Here is a 19,194-nt window from a genome sequence, read left to right as displayed (position 1 = left end):
ACACCGCTCACGTCCAGGAGGGACAACATGACCACGACCGTGTTTCGCCATGAGTGGAGCCGCACCGATGACGGCGGTGCCCGGCCCCGCCGTGTGGCGCAGGGGCGCACCAAGCCGATCGCCGATTCGGCCCGCATGTTCATCCCGCCGGGTTGGCCCGAACAGGTCCTGCCGCCGACCGAGTCGGACTGGGAGGCCTCGGCAGTGGGGTTCCTGCTGGACTGCTGCCCGCCCGAGTACCGCGGCTACCCACTGCTGCGCCGCCAGCCGGTCGTGCTGGCTCGGTTCGCCGCCCAGTTCGTCGAGAGCCAGTTGCGGGCCACCCGGGACGGCATCGCCCAGGCCCGCAGCAGCCTGGGTGACTATGTCGACGTGCCCGTGCTGGATGACTCGGTCGACGTGCTGCAGCGTGAAGAGGCCCGGCTGGTGCGACTGCGCCGGGCGGTGATGCTGGTCGAGGAATCGCTGCGCGGCAAGATCTTCATCGCCCGGCTCTGAGCGGCGCTTCGTCCGTGCCGGTGGGGCTGAGGGCCTAGACTTGACCGCATGGCCCTGCTGGATTCAATTACCGCGCCCTCGGATCTGCGCGCCCTCAGCAAGCCCCAACTGGAGCAGCTGGCCGACGAGATCCGTGAGTTCCTGGTCCGCAGCGTCAGCCGCACCGGTGGCCACCTGGGCCCGAACCTCGGCGTGGTGGAGCTCACCATGGCGATCCACCGGATCTTCGACTCACCGACCGACCCGATCATCTTCGACACCGGCCACCAGAGCTATGTGCACAAGTTGCTGACCGGGCGCCGGGCAGGCTTCGAGAAGCTGCGCCAGCAGGGCGGTCTGTCGGGCTACCCGTCCCGCGAGGAGTCCGAGCATGACTGGGTGGAGAACTCCCACGCCAGCACCTCACTGTCGTGGGCCGAGGGCATGGCCAAGGCCTTCCAGCTGCGGGGGGTCGACCGGCATGTCGTGGCGGTCATTGGTGACGGTGCCCTGACCGGCGGCATGGCCTGGGAGGCGTTGAACAACATCGCCGCCGAACCCGACCTGCCGCTGGTGATCATCGTCAACGACAACGGCCGCTCCTACACCCCGACGATCGGGGGAGTGGCGAACCACCTGTCGGCGCTGCGCACCAGCCGCACCTACGAGCAGACCCTGGGCATCATCAAGCGCGGCGTCAGCAAGGCACCGCTGGTCGGCAAGCCGACCTACGACATGCTGCACGGCATCAAGACCGGCATCAAGGACATCCTGGCCCCGCAGAGCATGTTCAGCGACCTGGGCCTGAAGTACGTCGGGCCGATCGACGGCCACGACCTGGCCAGCCTGGAACTGGCCCTGCACCGCGCCCGTGACTTCGGCGGGCCCGTGATCGTGCATTGCATCACCCAGAAGGGCAAGGGCTTCCGCGCCGCCGAAGAGAACGAGGAGGACCAGTTCCATTCGGTCGGCAAGATCGACGCGGTCACCGGTGTGCCGCTGGCCACCTCGGTGCAGGCCACCTGGACCCAGGCCTTCGCCGAAGAGATGGTGCGCATCGGCGCCGACCGTGACGACGTGGTGGCCATCACCGCGGCCATGCTGCACCCCACCGGCCTGGCCCGCTTTGCGGCCGCCTACCCCGACCGCACCTTCGACGTCGGCATCGCCGAACAACACGCCGTCGCCTCGGCCGCGGGCATGGCCTCGGCCGGCCTGCACCCGGTGATCGCGCTGTACGCCACCTTCCTCAACCGGGCCTTCGACCAACTGCTGATGGATGTGGCCCTGCACAAGCTGGGCGTGACCATCGTGCTCGACCGCTCGGGGATCACCGGCAGCGACGGCGCCAGCCACAACGGCATGTGGGACATCAGCCTGCTCGGCCTGGTGCCCGGCCTGCGGCTGGCCGCCCCCCGCGACCAGGAACGCCTGGTGCAGGCACTGCGCGCCGCCATCGACGTCGACGACGCCCCCACCGTGGTGCGCTACTCCAAGGAGCGCCTGCCCGACCCGATCCCCGCCGTGGCCACCAAGGACGGCATCGACATCCTGCTCGCCAGCCGTGACCCCGAAGTGCTGGTCGTCGGCCACGGCCAGTTCGTCGGCCTCGCGCTCGAGGTGGGCCACCGCCTCATCGAACAGGGGATCGGGGTGCGTGTCGTCGACCCCCTGTGGTCGCTGCCGATCAACCCCGGCCTGGTCAGCCTGGCCGGCCAGCACCGCCTGGTGGTCACCGTCGAGGACAACGTCGTGGTCGGTGGGGCGGGCGACCAGCTCGCCCAGGCGCTGCGCGCGGTCGATGTGCAGGTGCCGGTGATGGACTTCGGCATCCCCGACGACTTCCTGCCGCATGCCAGCCGCAACGAACTGCTCGACTCCCTGGGCCTGTCGGCCCAGCAGATCTCCCGGACCGTGATCGAGAAGCACGCCAAGCTCACCGGGTCCACCAGCTCCTCGGAGCAGGAACTGCACGCCTGACCCCGGCGGGTCAGTGTCGGCGGGGCTCAGTCGTCCTGCAGGCCCTCGGCCAGCACCCCGACGACCAGTTCGCGCTGCCAGGGACGCGACCCGAGCTCGTCGAGCCGCTCATCGACCCCCTGCGGGCTGCGGTCGTCCGGGGGAGCGTAGGTGATCCGGCGCAGGGTGTCGGGGGTGAGCAGGTTCTCCGAGGGCAGGTGCAGTTCCTCGGCCAGCTCATTGACCGCCGGGCGCACCCGGCCCCACCGGGCGTGGGCCTCGGGGGCGTTGCGTTCCCAGGTCTTCGGTGCCGGTGGGCCGTCGGTGTGCGGCGAGCGGGTCGGCGGCAGACCACCCTTCGGCAGCGCCGCGACCCGGTCGAGGGCCGCGACCCAGCTCGACTCGTAGCGCTTGGCCTGGCGTCGCCGGAAACCCTCAATGGCCCGCAGGTCGTGGCGTGAGGGCAGCGGCCCGGTCTTGGTGATGCCGGCCGCCAGTTCGCTGATGGCGCGGTCGGGCAGCACCTTGCTGGGGGCGGTGTCGTTGGCTCGGGCGATCTCGTCGCGAGCCTGCCACAACTCGCGCACCACGGCCAAGCCGAGTCCCGACTTCACCTGGATGATGCCCGAGGTGCGTCGCCACGGGTCGACCCTCGGGGCAGCCGGGCTGGCGAAGGAGGCCAGCACGTGGTCGAACTCCTGGCGGGCCCACTCGTCCTTGCCGGCCTCGACCAGTTCAGTGGCCATCACCTCACGCAGCTCGACGAGCAGTTCCACATCGAGGGCGGCGTAGACCAGCCAGTCCTCGGGCAGGGGTCGCATCGACCAGTTCGCCGCGGAATGCTCCTTGCGCAGGGTCAGGCCAAAGTAGCGCTCGATCATCGCGCCGAGGCCGACTCGCTCCAGGCCCAGCAACCGCCCGGCGAGTTCGGTGTCGAACAGGCTGTGCGGGTACAACCCGCACTCGCGCAGGCAGGGCAGGTCCTGGGAGGCGGCGTGCAGGATCCATTCGGTGGGTTCCAGTGCCTCGGCGAGCGGTTCCAGGCCGGATTCGGGGTCCTTGTCGGCGAACGGGATCGGGTCGACCAGGTGGGTGCCGGATCCCTGGCGGCGGAACTGCAGCAGGTAGGCCCGGCCGCTGTAGCGGAAGCCCTGGGCCCGTTCGGCATCGACCGCCACCGGGCCCGCCCCGGCGGCCAGTGCGCCGACGGTCTCGTCCAGGGCCTGGGCGGTGGACACCAGGGGTGGTAGTCCCTCGCGGGGGGCCTCGAGGACGGGCAGCTGTTCGTCAGCGTCCACGGTTCGATCCCGGGCGCGGGGTCAGCAGGACCACCCCTTCGGGCAAGGGGGGCAGCCCGGCGGTGAGGCAGAGCAGGTCCTGCCAGGCACCCAGGTGCGCCCCGAGCGTCACGCCGTCCTCGAACAGGGGGGTCCAGGAGGCCCGGATCTCGACTTCGGCCCGGTCGGGGTCGCCGCTCATCTCCCCGAAGCAGCGGCTCGAGACGGCCGTCACGGTGCCCGAGGCGGCGACGTAGGTGGCGTGGCGCTGTTCGAGTGCCTCGACCAGCCAGCCCCAGCCGACCTCGGCGAGCAGGGGGTCGGTGACCATCTCCAGGTCGACATCGGCGCGGGCGTAGGAGACCAGTCGGTAGGTGCCGGCCCAGGCGTCGTTGCCGTGCGGGTCGTGCAGCAGGACGAGTCGTCCGCTGCCCACCTCGTCACCGTCCACGGCCACCTCGGCGGAGATCGCCGCCGAGTGGGGGGCGATGCGTTGGGGGGACGGGATTTCGGTGATGGTGACCTCCCGGCGCCACCGGTACGCCTTCAGTTCTGCGACCACGTCGTCGAAGACGTGGTCCTGTGGCAGCGCTGGTGGAAACGTCACGGTTTCCACGATAGGTCGCCCGGCGGCCCGCGACGGTGAGCCGCGCCGGGGTGGTCAGGAACGGGCGACCGGGCCCTCTTCCAGGGTCAGGGAGACCGAGTTGATGCAGTAGCGCAGGTCGGTCGGGGTGCCGTAGCCCTCGCCCTCGAAGACGTGGCCCAGGTGCCCGTCACAGGTGGCGCAGCGCACCTCGACGCGCGGACGACCCGGCAGCGAGCGGTCCTCGATGTAGCGCACCCGGTCTTCGGCCAGCGGTGCGAAGAAGCTGGGCCAGCCGCAGTGGGAGTGGAACTTCTCGGTGCTGCGGAACAGTTCGCTGTTGCAGCCCTTGCAGCGGTAGATGCCCTCGGTCTCGGTGTCGGTGTACTCACCGGTGAAGGCCCGCTCGGTGCCGGCCTCGCGCAGCACGTGGTACTCGAAGTCGCTCAACTGGGCGCGCCACTGCTCCGGGGTCTTGATCAGGCGCGGGCGTGCCACATCATCGGTGCTGGTCGTCTCGCTCGTCTCGCTCATGGGGGTCCTCCTGGAGCTGTCGGCTGGTGCACTCCCACTATGCCGCACCGCACAATCATCGACGGCTGTTGCCGGTGTGGGACACAATGGGCTGATGGCCACCACGAAGAAGACCGCGACGAAGCGGAAGCCCAGCGCAAAGAAGGCTGCCCCGAAGAAGCCGGCGGCGAAGAAGCCCGTCAAGAAGCCGGCCGAGCCCCACTACGAGCCGCCGCACCCGATCCCGTCAGTGGTGCCCGACGGCGGCCTGTCGGCGCTGCTGCGCCTGCCGGAGGGCCCGGTGGACCTGTCCACCCACGACACCCGCCACACCCTGGGTTACCCCAGCAAGAAGGGCAAGGACGACCGCGACAACGTGAAGCTCGACATGCTGCCGCGGTTGACCGACCTGCAGGAGAGGCTGTTCGCCGCCGGTCGGGCCAACCCCGAGACCGCGCCGCGGCTGCTGCTGCTGCTGCAGGGCATGGACACCTCCGGCAAGGGCGGGGTGATCCGCCACGCGGTGGGCATGGTCGACCCGCAGGGCGTGGACATCACCAGCTTCAAGTCGCCCACCAAGGAGGAACTGGAGCACGACTTCCTGTGGCGCATCGAGAAGGCGCTGCCCGGCCCCGGCCAGATCGGTGTGTTCGACCGGTCGCAGTACGAGGACGTGCTGATCGTCCGCGTTGACGAACTGGTCGAGCAGTCGGAGTGGGAATCACGCTACGAGCGGATCAACGCATTCGAGGCCGGCCTGGCCGCGCAGGGGATCACTCTGGTCAAGTGCTTCCTCAACGTGTCCTTCGAGCGGCAGAAGGAACGCCTGATGGAGCGCCTCGAGCGGCCCGACAAGTACTGGAAGTACAACGAGGGTGACCTCGTGGTGCGCGCGAAGTGGCCGCAGTACATGGAGGCCTACGAGGACGCCCTGGAGCGCTGCAACACCGACGTCGCGCCGTGGTACGTGATCCCCGCCGACCGCAAGTGGTACCGCAACTGGGCGGTGGCGCAGCTGCTGCTGGAACACCTCGAGGCGCTGGACCTGTCGTGGCCCGAAGCCGATTACGACGTCGAGGAGCAGAAGGCGAAGCTGGCTGCCAGCTGACCCCGGTCGCCCGCGGGGGCTGGCGGGTTCAGTCCCCGTGGACGATCACCGGTTCGTCGCTGGGCGGGTCGCTGGGCTCCTCGCCCACCAGCGTGTCGAGGTCGCCGCCCGCGCCGAGTGCTTCGTCGTCCAGCATCTCCATGGCGGCGTAGCTGTAGCGCGCCATCACGAGTTCCAGCACGCGGTCGTCAGCGCCCAGCGGTGCACTGACCGCCACCGCACCCGCGGTGCGGGACTGCTCGGCCTGCAGTGAGAAGGCCGAGGTCTCGCCGATGAACAGGCTGCCGACCGCGATGTGGCGGCGGCCCTGGGCGCGCAGCGCCGCGATCGCGCTGGCGGGGCTGGGGCCCGACCCGTCGGCGACCGAGACCACCACGGGCAGCTTGTGGTGGTTCGACCACTGCCGGGCCCGGCGCGCCACCAGGGCGTTGCCGCGGGCGTCACCGGCCTGGGGCAGGGACAACACCAGGCCGTCCAGTTCGACAGTGTGGGTGGCTCGCAGCGCCGCGCGCAGCCGCTCGTCCACCACACTCAACAGCGAGGTCGCCGGGCCGATGGGTCGCGACGAGGTGATCTTGATGGTGGGGTGCTGCTCGCGAACCCGTGCCAGCAGGGCAGTGGCGGCATCGTCGGGTTCGACGGCCCTGGCCAGGTCGAGGGGGATGAACACGATCTCGACGAAGCCCTCGGCCACCAGCCGGTTCACCTCGTCTTCGCCCGAGGGGGTGCCGGGGTCGAGGAAGGCCAGGTTGATGGAGAGCCCGGGGCGCAGGGTCTGCAGGCGACGGCTGAGGTCGCGGGCGACTTCTTCCTCGGCGGGATGGTCCGACCCATGCGCCAGCATCACCAGAGCTGGGGCAGAAGACATGGGATGAACCTTTCCGGGGATTGAGTCAGTATCGGGTCTGCCCGATCCTGACGGCAAGACTAGTGTCCGCATGGCGGAACGGCAATCTCACATGATGGTCCCAGCGTCAGACGGCTCCTCGCTGCGTTCCTGGAGCTCGTGGGCGGTCTGTTCGCTGATGCCCGAGAAGCGGGGCCAGACCGACTCGATGGCGGCATTCAAGGCGGCACCGAGCAGCACCGCGAAGGCCGACAGGTAGAGCCACACCAGCAGGCCGATCGGCGCCGAAAGGGGGCCGTACAGCGACCCCGTGCCCAGCTGCGCGGCGAGCATCAGCCGGACCAGGGCCGAGCCGCCCAACCAGACGGCCAGGGTCAGCGCGGCGCCCGGCAGGTCGGCCCACCACCGGCGGCGCACCGGGACGGCCCAGTTCAGGATGGTGGTCAGCAGGGCCACCGACCCGATCAGCACGACGGGCCAGTAGCCGGCGACCAACCAGTCCCACTGGTCGGGCAGCAGCCGACGCAGCAGGCCGGGGCCGGCGACCGCCAGCGGCAGGAAGAACGCGGCCAGCGCCAGCATGGCGAAGTAGGCGCCGACGCTGAGGGCGCGGCTGTGGATCGGGCCGCGCTGGCCGTGGTGGCCGTACATGATCGTGACCGTGTCGAGGAAGACCGCCAGCGCCCGCGACCCCGACCACAGTGCGATCACGAAGCCGATGGAGACCACGTCGACCCGGCCGCGGCCGAGCACCTCGTCCAGCGTGGGGGCGAGCACCTGGGTCAGCGCCTCGTCGGTGAGCAGGTGCGAGGCGAGCTCGAGCAGCTGGTTGCGGAAATTGGCGACCGCCTCGGCGCTGAACCGTTGGGCGATGAACCCGACCCCGCCGGCCAGGCCGAACAGCAGTGGTGGCAGGGACAGCACCATGAAGAAGGCCGACTCGGCGGCCAGTCCGGTGACCCGGTAGCGCAGGCAGCTGCCGATGGTGCGCCACAGCATCCGGACGATGTTGAGCAGCAGGCGCTTGAGCCAGCCCGGGTCGGGGTCCTCGAGCAGGCGTTTCAGGAACGCGGGCTTGCCCGGCACCGTTCCCGTGATCATGCTGTGCATGCTGCCACGGCGCGGGCTCGTGGCCTGCCTGCCCCGCCGGGGCGTTGTTGCACGTCTGCGGCACGACACCGGGAAACAAAACGGCTCCCGACTGCGTTTCCGCTTGTCAGGAGCCGTTTCGAACGGGTGGTCGATACTGGGTTCGAACCAGTGACCTCTTCGGTGTGAACGAAGCGCGCTACCACTGCGCCAATCGACCGTGCGAGGAATTACTCTAGCGCAGCCTGCCGCGACCTGCCAATCGAGGGCCTGGATCGTCCGTCAGACACGCTCACCGGACCCCGATTTGTGCACCTCGCAAGATGTGGGCTATGGTTTTCAACGCCCCGAGAACGGGAGGTCGGAAACGGCCGAACAGCACAGGGCATGCGGACGTGGCTCAGTTGGTAGAGCATCACCTTGCCAAGGTGAGGGTCGCGAGTTCGAATCTCGTCGTCCGCTCGGAAGGGTCTCAGCCCTCTACAACAAAGGTTTGAGGTCACTTCTCCTTGGTGGAGTGGCCGAGAGGCGAGGCAACGGACTGCAAATCCGTGTACACGGGTTCAAATCCCGTCTCCACCTCGGGCGGTTGGCGCAGCTGGTAGCGCGCTTCCCTGACACGGAAGAGGTCATCAGTTCAAATCTGGTACCGCCCACCACAAGGGGAAGCCCCCGATCAGGCAGAAAGCCTGGTCGGGGGCTTCTTCGTTCCCGGCACGCGATGATGGGGCACGCGATGATGGGTGACATGGACGCGCAAGCTGATGTGGTGTGCCGAATCGTGGCCGGCGACCTCGACGCCGAGGTGGTCCACCGCGACGAGCAGGTGATCGCCTTCCTGGACCACCGGCCGCTGTACAAAGGACACGTCCTGGTCTGCCCGGTCACCCACGTCGACACCCTGGAAGACCTTCCCGCCGACCTGTTCGCACCCCTGTTCACCATGGTGACCCGGTTGGCCGCGGCGATGCGCACCGGGCTCGGCGCCCAGGGCAGCTTCACCGCGATCAACACCGTGGTCAGCCAGTCGGTGCCGCACCTGCACATCCACGTCGTCCCACGCACCAAGGGCGACGGGCTGCGGGGATTCTTCTGGCCCCGCACCAGGTACGCCACGGGCGAGGCCGCTGCCTACGCCGCGCTGCTGCGCTCGGCCCTGGACCACTGACGAGCACGGGCACGCAGGGCCACCGCCGTCGACGAGGGCCCCACCAGCCACAGGGCGAGGGCCGCCACCCCGGCCAGCAGGGTCAAGGTGGTGATCAGCGGCCCCATCAGCACCGTGGCGCGATCCCACACCACTGCAGCGGTACCGGCAGGCATGATCGAGGGGCTGAGGCCGCTGATGAACAGCCGCCGCCCGATCCCGAAGGCCGTCCCCAGCAGCAGGAAGGCGCCGGTGAGCCCGACACAGGCCCACCCGAGGGCCCGCAGCCGCTGCCGAGCCGCCAGCACTCCCGCCGCCAGCAGACCGATGACGACCCACGGCGACCAGTACCCGGCGACAACAGCTACCTGGTAGACGGTTTTCACCACGTTCAGGTGCTCGACCCGGACGAGGGGCACCGACCGGGTGACCTCGGGGATGAGCCTGGCCAGTTCGAACCCACGATCCTGCAGCCCCTGCTTCACCAGCGCGACGACCGGGCCCAGTTCCAGGGTGAGCATGCCCTCGTCCGAGATTCTCAGCAGGGCACCCGGTTCGTCGTTCAGCGCCGAGGTCGACACCAGGTGGGCCCGCCGCAGCGACACTTCCCACAGCGCTGCGAAGCGGGTCGACGACACCAGTGACTCGGTCGCTTCGTGGATCATCTCGCGCACCTGCTGGGCTGCCGGCCCGCTCAAGATGCGGATCGCGGCCAGCGCCCGGGGGGAGAGGTTGAGCGGGATCAGGCCTTCCACCAGGTCGTTGATCACCTGGTCCAGGTCGAGGTTGGTGTCAATGGCGTCGGTGACCTGGGTCACGATGAACTCCTGGACCTCCGGGTCGTGCGCCAGCGGGGCGAAGGTGGCCACGAACCGTTCGGTGTCGACCAGTTGGGCCCTCGCCCAGGTCCCCACGGCAGCCACTGGCGCGAGCGTCACCGCCAGGGTGAGCAGCACCACCGCCAGGACCGTCCGGAACCGCTGCCACCCGGGTCGGCCCACATCTTCAGCCATGCCTCTATCATGACAGCGCTACCGCGAGTGGCGCAGTCAATGAAGGCCTGGTCGCGGGCGTCCTTGTTCCCGGCACGCGATGATGGGTTGCACCACTACGCCAGGAGGGCACGCCCATGACGACCTACCGCTACGGTCACGACTGGAACCTCTCGCTGAAGAAGCCGATCAACGAGATCGACGAGCTGAGCGCCCGGCGCCGGTTCGCTGACGGGCCGCAGCTCTCGGTGAGCAAGGTCGAAGAAGGACGCGCCGTGCCGGACTTCACGCTGATCCTAGGGGTGGGGGGCACCCACGTCCGGGTGCGCAAGTACGACGCGAACGGCTCGATCACCCAGACCTTCGACTACTCCTTCCGGGCGGGCGAGGACCGGCTCTTCCTGGACAACTACAAAGTGCACGTCTACCCGGACGACGCAGCCGGCCCCCTGGGCTTCATGGAGTCCGTGGCGCACAAGGCGTGGGTCTTCCGCGAGGACGGTACGGCGACCTGCCGCGAGGTCGTCAAGCCCGCGCCGGACGCTCGGATCACGCAGTACCGCAATTTCGACGTCTCCGGCCACTGGCGCTCACGTCCGGCGTTCGGCGACTGGGACACCTTCGGGGACCACCCCGAGCCCGGCGCCTGAGCCGTCCAGGCAGGCAGGCCCCAGTCAGCCCACGCAGTCACGCAGCCAGTCGACCAGCGGGCGCACCTCGTCCCAGCAGTCGTGGACGTACTCGGCCAGCTCGGCGGTGGCCATCCAGTCCGGCTCACCCAGCACCAGCATCGCGTTGAGCGCCTTGCGGCGCAGCAGGTCCAGGCGCGGCGCATCCGCAGCGATTCCGCGCGGGCGGGTCGCCAACTGCTCCCCGCCCAGCTCGTAGCCGGCCTCGACCAGTTCGGCGACCACCCGCTCGAGCCGTCGTCCGTGCACCTCTTCAGCGACCGACGCCCGGTAGCCGGCCAGCTGCCCACCGTCGAAGTGATACGAACCGCCACCCATCCGGATGCCCTCGGCATCGACCTGGAAGTACCACCCGGCGCGCGGCATCGTCGGCACGAACAGGCCCTGGTGGCGCTTGTAGGGCGACTTGTCGTGGCTGAACCGCACGTCACGGTGGGGCCGAAAGACCTTGGGCTCACCGAAGACCGGCTCGAGCATCCCGGCCAGCTGCTCGAACGGGCCCCGGACGACCTCGTCGTAGCGCTGCTTGTTGGCCTGCCACCACTCGCGACTGTTGTTGAGTTCGAGCTCGCGGTAGAAGGTGATCGCGTCGTGGGGGATGCCGCTGAAGGTCATGGCGGCGAGCCTACGCAGAATGGTTTACCACCACAGCCGGGCTTGCGGCAGAATGACAGGTGGCCCCGAGCGGGGCCGCCCGTCGAGAGAGGAAACCCGGTGTCCATCACAGTCCTGGTCGTCCGTGCAGGTGAAACCAACCAGCAGGCGGTCGAGGCGACTACCACCGGCCTCGACCTGTTCGGCGGCGACCGTTCGATCGTCGCCATGCGGGTCAATGGCGAGACCCGTGACCTGTCACGCGAACTGGCCGACGGCGACACCGTCGAGCCCGTCGAAATGACCAGCCCCGAGGGCCTGTCGATCGTGCGCCACTCAGCTGCCCACGTCACCGCCCAGGCGCTGCAGAACCTGCACGCCGACGCGAAGCTCGGCATCGGCCCGCCCATCACCGACGGCTTCTACTACGACTTCCAGGTCGACCCGCTCACCCCGGAGGACCTGAAGGCCATCGAGAAGCAGATGGGCCGCATCATCAAGGAACGCCAGAAGTTTGTGCGCCGTGTCGTCACTGACGATGAGGCGCGCGCCGAACTCGCCGGCGAACCCTTCAAGCTGGAACTGATCGAGCAGAAGTCCGAGTCGTCCGACGACGACGGTTCATCGGTGGAGGTCGGTGCCGGTGAGCTGACCATCTACGACAACGCGCGCCGCGACGGCTCGGTCGCCTGGAAGGACCTGTGCCGCGGCCCCCACGTGCCGCACACCGGCTACCTCAACGCCGTCACCCTGACCCGCAGCTCGGCGGCCTACTGGCGCGGTGACCAGCGCAACGCCTCGCTGCAGCGGGTCTACGGCACCGCCTGGGCCACCAAGGACGACCTGACCGCCCACCTGACCCGCCTCGAGGAGGCCGCCAAGCGCGACCACCGCAAGCTGGGCGCCGAACTCGACCTGTTCAGCTTCCCCGACGAGATCGGCTCGGGCCTGCCGGTGTTCCACCCCAAGGGCGCCATGATCAAGCTCGAGATGGAGGAGTACAGCCGCCGGCGCCACATCGAGGCCGGCTACTCGTTCGTCAGCACCCCCCACATCACCAAGGCGAACCTGTTCGAGACCTCGAAGCACCTGGAGTGGTACGCCGACGGCATGTACCCGCCCATGCACATGGACGAGGAACGTGACGCCGAGGGCAACATCACCAAGCAGGGCGTCGACTACTACCTCAAGCCGATGAACTGCCCGATGCACAACCTGGTCTTCCAGAGCCGTGGGCGTTCCTACCGCGAGCTGCCGCTGCGGCTGTTCGAGTTCGGCAGCGTCTACCGCTACGAGAAGTCGGGGGTGGTCCACGGCTTGACCCGCGCCCGCGGATTCACTCAGGACGATGCCCACATCTACTGCGCCCGTGAACAGCTGAAGGACGAGCTGACCTCGCTGCTCGGCTTCGTCCTCGACCTGCTGAAGGACTACGGGCTCGACGACTTCTACCTGGAGCTGTCCACCCGCGACCCCGAGAAGTCGGTCGGCGACGAGCAGACCTGGGAGGAAGCCACCCAGACCCTGGCCGAGGTCGCCGAGGCCTCCGGGCTGGCGCTGGTGCCCGACCCGGGCGGTGCGGCCTTCTACGGGCCGAAGATCTCGGTGCAGGCCAAGGACGCCATCGGGCGCACCTGGCAGCTGTCGACCATCCAGCTCGACTTCTTCGAGCCGGAGCTGTTCGAGCTGGAGTACACCGCCAGCGACGGCAGCCGGCAGCGTCCGGTGATGATCCACCGCGCACTGTTCGGGTCGATCGAACGCTTCTTCGGGGTGCTCACCGAGCACTACGCCGGCGCCTTCCCGGCCTGGCTGTCGCCGGTGCAGGTGCTCGGGATCCCGGTTGCCGACGAGTTCAACGATCACCTCGAACAGGTCGCGACCAAGCTGCGGGCCGAGGGCATCCGCGTCGAGCTCGACCTGTCCGACGACCGGTTCGGCAAGAAGATCCGCAACGCCCAGAAGTCGAAGGCACCGTTCATGCTGATCGCCGGCGGCGAGGACCGTGAAGCCGGGGCGGTGTCGTTCCGCTTCCGCGACGGCTCCCAGCGCAACGGGGTGCCCGTGGACGAGGCGGTGGCCGAGATCGTGCAGGTCGTGCGGTCGCGCTCCAACGCCAACCCGTCCGCCGCCGAGGAGGGCTGAGCCATGGAACCGGGCGAGGTTCACGAGTCGTTCGAGTACGCCGGTGTGCCCGACCAGTTCCAACGGCTGTGGACCCCGCACCGGATGGCCTACATCCAGGGCGAGAACAAGCCCAGCACCCCCGACCGCGGCCATGAGTGCCCGTTCTGCCGGGTGCCCGGCCTGCCCGATGACGAGGGCCTGGTGGTGCACCGGGGTGAGCTCGCCTACGTGGTGATGAACCTCTACCCGTATTCGCCCGGCCACCTGCTGGTCTGCCCCTACCGCCACGTGGCCGACTTCACCGAGTTGACCAGGGACGAAATGATGCAGGTCGGCCGGCTCAGCCGCGAGGCGATGACCACGCTGCGGGCTGTCTCGGGCCCGGCCGGGTTCAACCTCGGCATGAACCAGGGGGCCGTGGCCGGGGCCGGCATCGCCGCGCACCTGCACCAGCACATCGTCCCGCGCTTTCAGGGCGATTCGAACTTCCTGCCGATCATCGGCCAGACCCGTGCATTGCCGCAGTTGCTGGGCGACACCCGGACGCTGCTGGCCGACAACTGGCGCAGCGATGCTTGAACGCTTCCGGCGGGGCTGGGGGGTCGTGATGACCCCACCGGCCCGGCTGCTGTTGCGCGCCGGGCTGAGCCCCGACGTGGTGACCTGGGCCGGCACCCTGCTGACCGTGGTGGCCGCGCTGGTGATGCTGCCGCAGGGCTGGCTGTGGCAGGCCACCATCGTGCTGACCGTGCTGGTGTGCGCCGACAGCATCGACGGGCAGATGGCCAGGCTCAGCGGGCGACCCACCACCTGGGGTGCCTTCCTCGACTCGACCCTTGACCGGATCGCCGACGGCGCGCTGTTCATGGGGGTGGCGCTGTACTACGCCGGGCCGGGGGAGTCCCGCCTGTGGGCCGGTGCGGCGATGGCCGCCCTGGTGATCGGCCAGGTCACCAGCTACACCAAGGCCCGCGGGGAATCGCTGGGGGTCGTGGTGGCCGGTGGGCTGGCCGCCCGCGCCGACCGGCTGGTCGCCCTCGGGCTGGGCATCCTGCTGACCGGCCTGGCCACCTCGGGCCTGCTGCCCGGCTGGCTCGGGTGGCTCGGGTGGGCCCTGCCCGCGGCCCTGGCCTGGCTGGTGGTCGCCGGTGCCGTCACGGTCGCCCAGCGGATGGCCCAGGTGCACACCCAGACCACCTCGGCGACGGGTTGAGCCGATGACGACACCCATGGGGTTCCGTCTGCGGGCCCGCGCCTGGCTGCTCGTCAGCCGGGTGCCCTGGCCCCTGTGGTGGCCCCTGGTCGGGGTCGGCGCGCTGGTGATGAGCGTCGTGCCGAACCAGCCCACCCTGCGCTGGGCACGCAACTTCGCCACGATGACCGGACGAACCCCGCGCCGGGTCGATGTCGTCCGGGGCTTGTGGTCCTGGGCGCGCAACACCATCACCTCCCTGCAGCTGGTGCACTGGTCACCCGCCGACTTCGAACGCCGCGCCGTGATGTCCCCCGACCAGTGGCAGCGCCTGAGCCGGGCGATGGCCGAGGGCGGGGCGGTGCTCGGCCTGCCGCATTCCGGGTCCTGGGACCTGGCCGGGGCCTGGGTCTGCCGGCGTGGGATGCCGGTCTCCACCGTCGCCGAGGAACTGGTGCCCGAGGAGTTCGAGGTCTTCGTCCGGCTGCGTGAAGCGCTCGGGTTCAGCGTCTACGGCCACCGTGACCCGCAGGTGCTGCGCAACCTGGTCGATGACGTGCACCACACGAAGCTGGTCTGCCTGCTGGCTGACCGGGACTTCTCCCGCCGGGGCATCCCCGTCACCTGGCACACCGGTGCCGGACCACGACCGGCCAGCATGCCGCCCGGGCCCGCCCAGGTGGCGCTGCGTTCGGGGGCGACCCTGTTCGGGGTGGCCTGTCACTACGAGGGACGACGCATGCGGCTGGTCGTCTCAGAGGCGCTCGCGCCGCCGGCCGCTGCCGACACCCACCGGGAGCGGCTCACCTCGATGACCCAGCAACTGTGCGACTTCTTCGCCGCCGAGATCCGCGAACACCCCCACGACTGGCACATGCTGCAACCCTTCTTCGACCGGGCGCCATGACCGCACCGTCCACGATCGGGCTGATCTGCCCCTACTCGTTCAGCGCGCCGGGCGGCGTGCAGAACCACGTGCTCGGCCTGGCCGGGTGGCTGAGCGGCCAGGGGCACCGGGTGCAGGTCCTGGGCCCTGGCCGTCCCACAGCCGCCATGTTGCAGGCCGCAGGGCTGCGGCCCGAGCAGTACACCTCGACCGGGACGGCGGTGCCCTTGCGGTACAACGGGTCGGTGGCCCGGCTGAGCTTCGGCCCACTGGCGGCCGCCAGGGTGCGGGCCTGGCTGCGGCGGGTCCAGCCCGACATCGTGCACCTGCACGAACCGATCACCCCCAGCATCGCCCTGTTCGCCCTGTGGCAGGCCCGCTGCCCGGTGGTGGCGACCTTCCACACCGCCACCTCGGCGGACTCCAGGCTCTCGGCCGCCCGACGCCACCTGCGGCGCACCATCGGCCGGGTCGACGCCGGCATCGCCGTCTCACCGGCGGCCCACGAGGTGGCCCGGCGCCACCTCGGCCTCGACCCGGTCATCATCGGCAACGGCATCAGCCTCGGCGCCCGACCCGACGACCTCGACCGGACCTGGTGGCGTGGCAGCCCCGGCCCCAGAATCACCTTCGTCGGGCGCTACGACGAGCCCCGCAAGGGCTTCGAGGTGCTCACCCAGGCGCTGCCGCTGATCCGCCACCGGGTGCCGCACCTGGAGGTGTGCGTGGTGGGGGAGGGCACGCCGCGGGCGCTGCCGAGCATCCGCTTCCTCGGCTACGTCGACGACCGGGAGCGCGACGAGGTGCTCGGCGCCAGCGACGTCTACGTCGCACCGCACACGGGCCGGGAGAGCTTCGGCATCGTCCTGCTCGAGGCGCTCGCCGCCGGAGCGGACGTGGTGGCCAGCGACCTGCCCGCCTTCCGTGACGTCCTCATCGACGACCATCAGGACCTGGTCGGCACCCTCGCGACGACCGGGGACCCCTATTCGCTGGCCGAACAGGTCATCAGGGTGCTCGAGAACCCCTCACCCGCGCGGCGCGCCGCCGGCTGGGAGCATGCGATGACCTACGACTGGTCGGTCATCGGCCAGGAGGTGGCGGGGGTCTACGCCTCTGTAGGCTGGGGCCGTGGCCCACAACGACCAACTCGCCAACGCTGATCGAGTCGACGTCGAACCGCTGGACGAGCCCAGTTACGACACCGACCGGGTCCTGACCATTCCCAACCTGCTGTCCTTCGCGCGGCTGGTTGGTGTCCCGTTGTTCGTCTGGCTGGTCCTGGCCCCGCCGCAGTCACTGCCCGGTTCGGACCTGATCGCGGTGCTGGTGCTGGCCTTGGCCGGGTTCACCGACTGGCTCGACGGCTTCCTGGCACGGCGCTGGAAGCAGACCTCCCGTGTCGGGCAAATGCTCGACCCGGTGGCCGACCGGCTCTACATCCTGGCCATCGTGGTGGCCCTGGCGGTGCGCGAACTGGTGCCCTGGTGGCTGCTGGTGGTGCTGGCCGCCCGCGACTTGCTGCTGCTCGGCATGGTGCCGCTGCTGAAGTCACGCGGCTACACCAGCCTGCCGGTGCACTTCATCGGCAAGGCCGCCACCTTCTGCCTGCTCTACGCCTTCCCGCTGGTGCTGCTCGGCGACGGCGACACCACCTGGCATGCCGTGGCCCGGGTGGTCGGCTGGGCCTCTGCGCTGTGGGGTTCGTGGCTCTACTGGTGGGCCGGGGTGCTCTACGTGCGCCAGACGATCGCGCTGCTGCGCTCCCACCCGCGGGTCTGACCAACCCACCCGGCGGGGCACCTACACTGGCCACCATGGCCCGACGCCCGGATGAGAGCATGTCATTGTTGACCGAGCTCGCCGCGACCAGTCTGGACCCCGGCTACGCCGCGGCCCACCGCGACGGCCCGGCCCCCCGTCGACGCGGGCTGCTGATCATCACGGTGCTGCTGGCGGGGGTGCTGCTCGGGGTGGCGGCCGTGCAGAACCTGCGAGCCCAGCCGCAGGCCGCCACGGAACGTGCCGCGCTCATCAACCAGGTCCGCGCCCAGCAGGACGACCAGGCCGAGCTGCGCCGCCAACTCACTGAGGTCGATGCCGAGGTCGAACAGCTGCAGGCCCAGGCAGTCGGCAAGGACTCCAGCACCGCCGCGCAGCTGAGCACCCTCGGGGTGTTGTCGGGGGCCACGGCCGTCACCGGCCCCGGGGTGGTGATCATCGTGGACGACTCCACCACCCAGGACAGCGACGTGTCGCAGGTGCTCGACCAGGACCTGCGCCAACTCGTGAACGGGCTGTGGGCGGCCGGCGCCGAGGCGATCGCCATCAACGGCCACCGGCTCAGTTCCCGCACGGCCATCCGCGGAGCCGGCAGCGCCATCACCGTCGACTACACCTCCCTGACCAGGCCGTACACCGTCGAGGCCATCGGCGACCCGGACACCCTCCCGGCCCGTTGGGCCACCACCACCGGGGCGACCTGGTGGGAGTACCTGCACCAGAACTACGACATGCGCTATGACGTGTCGGTGAGCAGGAGCCTGACCCTGAACGCCGACCCCGGGCTCAACATCCAGAAGGCGGGGCCACCCCAATGATCGCTGTCCTGGGCCTCGTGCTGGGGGTGGTGCTGGGGCTGCTGCTCGAGCCCACCCTGCCGGCCTTCCTCGCCCCTTACCTGCCCATCATGATCATCGCCGCGCTCGATGCCCTGTTCGGTGGCCTGCGTGCCTACCTCGAGGGCACCTTCGCCGACAAGGTGTTCGTGGTCTCGTTCTTCAGCAACACGCTGATCGCCGCGCTGATCGTCTGGCTCGGTGACCTGATCGGGGTTGGTGGCCAGCTGTCCACCGGGGTCGTGGTGGTGCTCGGCATCCGCATCTTCAACAACGCCGCCGCCATCCGAAGGGCGATCCTGCATGCCTGAAACCAGCGCCCCCGAGACCAGCGCCTCCGAGACCAGCACGCCCCGGCAGCGGCCCGCAGCCGCCGCCATGCTTCGTTCCTTCCTGCGCCCCAGCAAGGCGCAGCTGGTGCTGGCGGTGGTGCTCGGCCTGGTCGCGATGGCCACCGTCTGGCAGTTCCGCGCCAACCGGGCCGATGAGAGTTTTTCGTCCCTGCGGCGTGACGAGCTGATCGGGCTGCTCGACCAGCTGAACAAGAGCAACAACGACCTGCGCGAACAGATCGCCGAGCAGGAGGCCGCCAAGCGGCAGCTGCAGACCGGCGCCGACAACCGCCGCGTCGCGCAGGCGCAGGCCAACAAACGCATCCAGGACCTGTCCATCCTGGCCGGCACCGCCCCGGCCGAGGGGCCCGGCATCACCATCACCATCCACGACGAGGCCGGCAAGGTGACCCCACAACTGCTGCTCGACGGCATCGAAGAGATGCGCGACGCCGGGGCCGAGGTGATCGAGCTGAACGGCGTGCGCATCGTCGCCTCGAGCTGGTTCGGCAACGGGCAGAGCCCGATCAGCGTCGATGGCACCGCCATCAGCCCGCCCTACGTCATGAAGGTGATCGGTGACCCGCACAGCCTCGAGGAGGGCGCCAGGTTCCGCGGCGGCCTGGTCAGCCGGGCGCAGGCCCCCGAAGTCGGGGCGCGGGTGGTGATCGCAGCCGCCGAACGCATTCTCATCCAGTCCCTGCACACCCCTGTCGTCCCGCAGTGGGCCGAGCCGGTCTAGGCTGGAGCCACCTGATCAA

General features: G+C 69.6%; 21 protein-coding genes and 4 tRNA genes. 17 read left to right on the top strand and 8 right to left on the bottom strand.

Features of this window, described 5'->3' with window-relative positions:
- Window positions 1–27: 27 nt before the first annotated feature.
- Both ACQE3C_RS01490 and dxs read left to right on the top strand, forming a co-directional pair.
- A complete protein-coding gene (locus ACQE3C_RS01490) occupies window positions 28–498 on the top strand; it encodes a hypothetical protein (RefSeq protein ID WP_434537422.1) in 471 nt (156 codons plus the stop codon).
- Window positions 499–546: 48 nt separating this feature from the next.
- Window positions 547–2,457, top strand: a complete 1,911-nt coding sequence (gene dxs, locus ACQE3C_RS01485; RefSeq protein WP_434537421.1) for a 1-deoxy-D-xylulose-5-phosphate synthase — start codon at window positions 547–549, stop codon at window positions 2,455–2,457.
- A gap of 26 nt (window positions 2,458–2,483) precedes the next feature.
- Here the strand turns inward: dxs and ACQE3C_RS01480 are convergent, their stop codons facing one another.
- From ACQE3C_RS01480 to msrB, 3 genes are read right to left on the bottom strand one after another with little or no spacing between them, the layout of a single operon-like run.
- Window positions 2,484–3,734 carry an HRDC domain-containing protein gene (locus ACQE3C_RS01480; RefSeq protein WP_434537420.1) on the bottom strand — a complete coding sequence of 417 codons (1,251 nt, stop codon included), beginning with the start codon at window positions 3,732–3,734 and terminating at the stop codon, window positions 2,484–2,486.
- Window positions 3,724–4,320 carry a DUF3000 domain-containing protein gene (locus ACQE3C_RS01475; RefSeq protein ID WP_434537419.1) on the bottom strand — a complete coding sequence of 199 codons (597 nt, stop codon included), beginning with the start codon at window positions 4,318–4,320 and terminating at the stop codon, window positions 3,724–3,726. The genes ACQE3C_RS01480 and ACQE3C_RS01475 overlap by 11 nt, the downstream gene beginning before the upstream one ends.
- Before the next feature lie 54 nt (window positions 4,321–4,374).
- On the bottom strand, window positions 4,375–4,833 hold the full coding sequence (gene msrB / locus ACQE3C_RS01470) for a peptide-methionine (R)-S-oxide reductase MsrB (protein WP_434537418.1): 459 nt from the start codon (window positions 4,831–4,833) through the stop codon (window positions 4,375–4,377).
- Between the two features lie 94 nt (window positions 4,834–4,927).
- Here msrB and ACQE3C_RS01465 point away from each other — a divergent pair, with 94 nt between their 5' ends.
- Window positions 4,928–5,920, top strand: coding sequence for a PPK2 family polyphosphate kinase (locus ACQE3C_RS01465; protein WP_434537417.1), 993 nt, complete (start codon window positions 4,928–4,930; stop codon window positions 5,918–5,920).
- A gap of 28 nt (window positions 5,921–5,948) precedes the next feature.
- On the opposite strand, the gene ACQE3C_RS01460 is transcribed toward ACQE3C_RS01465, so the two are convergent.
- The 3 genes from ACQE3C_RS01460 to ACQE3C_RS01450 form a co-directional block, all read right to left on the bottom strand.
- On the bottom strand, window positions 5,949–6,788 hold the full coding sequence (locus ACQE3C_RS01460) for a sirohydrochlorin chelatase (RefSeq protein WP_434537416.1): 840 nt from the start codon (window positions 6,786–6,788) through the stop codon (window positions 5,949–5,951).
- 87 nt (window positions 6,789–6,875) lie between these two features.
- Entirely contained in the window at window positions 6,876–7,868 is a 993-nt protein-coding gene (locus ACQE3C_RS01455; RefSeq protein WP_434537415.1) for a YihY/virulence factor BrkB family protein, read from the bottom strand.
- Between the two features lie 136 nt (window positions 7,869–8,004).
- Window positions 8,005–8,076: transfer RNA gene (locus ACQE3C_RS01450), tRNA-Val, on the bottom strand.
- A gap of 169 nt (window positions 8,077–8,245) precedes the next feature.
- Between ACQE3C_RS01450 and ACQE3C_RS01445 the strand changes: the two genes are divergently transcribed.
- The 4 genes from ACQE3C_RS01445 (at window position 8,246) to ACQE3C_RS01430 (ending at window position 9,024) form a co-directional block, all read left to right on the top strand.
- Window positions 8,246–8,318, top strand: a tRNA-Gly gene (locus ACQE3C_RS01445).
- 49 nt (window positions 8,319–8,367) lie between these two features.
- Window positions 8,368–8,438: transfer RNA gene (locus ACQE3C_RS01440), tRNA-Cys, on the top strand.
- 1 nt (window position 8,439) lies between these two features.
- Window positions 8,440–8,515 (top strand) — tRNA-Val (locus ACQE3C_RS01435).
- 89 nt (window positions 8,516–8,604) lie between these two features.
- The gene (locus ACQE3C_RS01430; protein WP_434537414.1) at window positions 8,605–9,024 is read left to right on the top strand and encodes an HIT family protein; all 420 of its coding nucleotides are present in this window, start codon (window positions 8,605–8,607) and stop codon (window positions 9,022–9,024) included.
- On the opposite strand, the gene ACQE3C_RS01425 is transcribed toward ACQE3C_RS01430, so the two are convergent.
- Window positions 8,988–10,016 (bottom strand): hypothetical protein, encoded by a 1,029-nt coding sequence (locus tag ACQE3C_RS01425; RefSeq protein ID WP_434537413.1) that lies wholly within the window; start codon window positions 10,014–10,016, stop codon window positions 8,988–8,990. The two genes, ACQE3C_RS01430 and ACQE3C_RS01425, sit on opposite strands and share 37 nt — an antisense overlap.
- A 116-nt stretch (window positions 10,017–10,132) precedes the next feature.
- Between ACQE3C_RS01425 and ACQE3C_RS01420 the strand changes: the two genes are divergently transcribed.
- On the top strand, window positions 10,133–10,645 hold the full coding sequence (locus ACQE3C_RS01420) for a hypothetical protein (protein WP_434537412.1): 513 nt from the start codon (window positions 10,133–10,135) through the stop codon (window positions 10,643–10,645).
- Between the two features lie 24 nt (window positions 10,646–10,669).
- On the opposite strand, the gene ACQE3C_RS01415 is transcribed toward ACQE3C_RS01420, so the two are convergent.
- Window positions 10,670–11,299 (bottom strand): DUF2461 domain-containing protein, encoded by a 630-nt coding sequence (locus ACQE3C_RS01415; RefSeq protein ID WP_434537411.1) that lies wholly within the window; start codon window positions 11,297–11,299, stop codon window positions 10,670–10,672.
- Between the two features lie 99 nt (window positions 11,300–11,398).
- On the opposite strand from ACQE3C_RS01415, the gene thrS reads away from it, so the two are divergent.
- From thrS to ACQE3C_RS01370, 9 genes are read left to right on the top strand one after another with little or no spacing between them, the layout of a single operon-like run.
- A complete protein-coding gene (gene thrS / locus ACQE3C_RS01410; RefSeq protein WP_434537410.1) occupies window positions 11,399–13,423 on the top strand; it encodes a threonine--tRNA ligase in 2,025 nt (674 codons plus the stop codon).
- 3 nt (window positions 13,424–13,426) lie between these two features.
- The gene (locus ACQE3C_RS01405) at window positions 13,427–13,984 is read left to right on the top strand and encodes an HIT family protein (protein ID WP_434537409.1); all 558 of its coding nucleotides are present in this window, start codon (window positions 13,427–13,429) and stop codon (window positions 13,982–13,984) included.
- Window positions 13,977–14,618: a phosphatidylinositol phosphate synthase gene (pgsA, locus tag ACQE3C_RS01400; RefSeq protein WP_434537408.1), complete on the top strand. Its 642-nt coding sequence runs from the start codon at window positions 13,977–13,979 to the stop codon at window positions 14,616–14,618. Before ACQE3C_RS01405 ends, pgsA (ACQE3C_RS01400) begins: the two co-directional genes overlap by 8 nt.
- Window positions 14,619–14,622: 4 nt before the next feature.
- A complete protein-coding gene (locus tag ACQE3C_RS01395; protein ID WP_434537407.1) occupies window positions 14,623–15,504 on the top strand; it encodes a phosphatidylinositol mannoside acyltransferase in 882 nt (293 codons plus the stop codon).
- Entirely contained in the window at window positions 15,501–16,646 is a 1,146-nt protein-coding gene (locus ACQE3C_RS01390; RefSeq protein WP_434537406.1) for a glycosyltransferase family 4 protein, read from the top strand. Before ACQE3C_RS01395 ends, ACQE3C_RS01390 begins: the two co-directional genes overlap by 4 nt.
- Window positions 16,647–16,665: 19 nt before the next feature.
- A complete protein-coding gene (gene pgsA / locus ACQE3C_RS01385) occupies window positions 16,666–17,265 on the top strand; it encodes a CDP-diacylglycerol--glycerol-3-phosphate 3-phosphatidyltransferase (protein WP_434537567.1) in 600 nt (199 codons plus the stop codon).
- Window positions 17,266–17,300: 35 nt separating this feature from the next.
- Complete coding sequence (locus ACQE3C_RS01380) at window positions 17,301–18,083, top strand: DUF881 domain-containing protein (protein ID WP_434537405.1); 783 nt, start codon at window positions 17,301–17,303, stop codon at window positions 18,081–18,083.
- The gene (locus ACQE3C_RS01375) at window positions 18,080–18,412 is read left to right on the top strand and encodes a small basic family protein (protein ID WP_434537404.1); all 333 of its coding nucleotides are present in this window, start codon (window positions 18,080–18,082) and stop codon (window positions 18,410–18,412) included. Before ACQE3C_RS01380 ends, ACQE3C_RS01375 begins: the two co-directional genes overlap by 4 nt.
- Complete coding sequence (locus ACQE3C_RS01370; RefSeq protein WP_434537403.1) at window positions 18,405–19,175, top strand: DUF881 domain-containing protein; 771 nt, start codon at window positions 18,405–18,407, stop codon at window positions 19,173–19,175. The genes ACQE3C_RS01375 and ACQE3C_RS01370 overlap by 8 nt, the downstream gene beginning before the upstream one ends.
- Window positions 19,176–19,194: the final 19 nt, after the last annotated feature.

The sequence above is a fragment of the Aestuariimicrobium sp. Y1814 genome, from assembly GCF_050113895.1.
Taxonomy (GTDB): Bacteria; Actinomycetota; Actinomycetes; order Propionibacteriales; family Propionibacteriaceae; genus Aestuariimicrobium.
The sequence above is the reverse complement of the archived record's forward strand: the minus strand, read 5'-3'. Positions and strand labels throughout refer to the sequence as shown.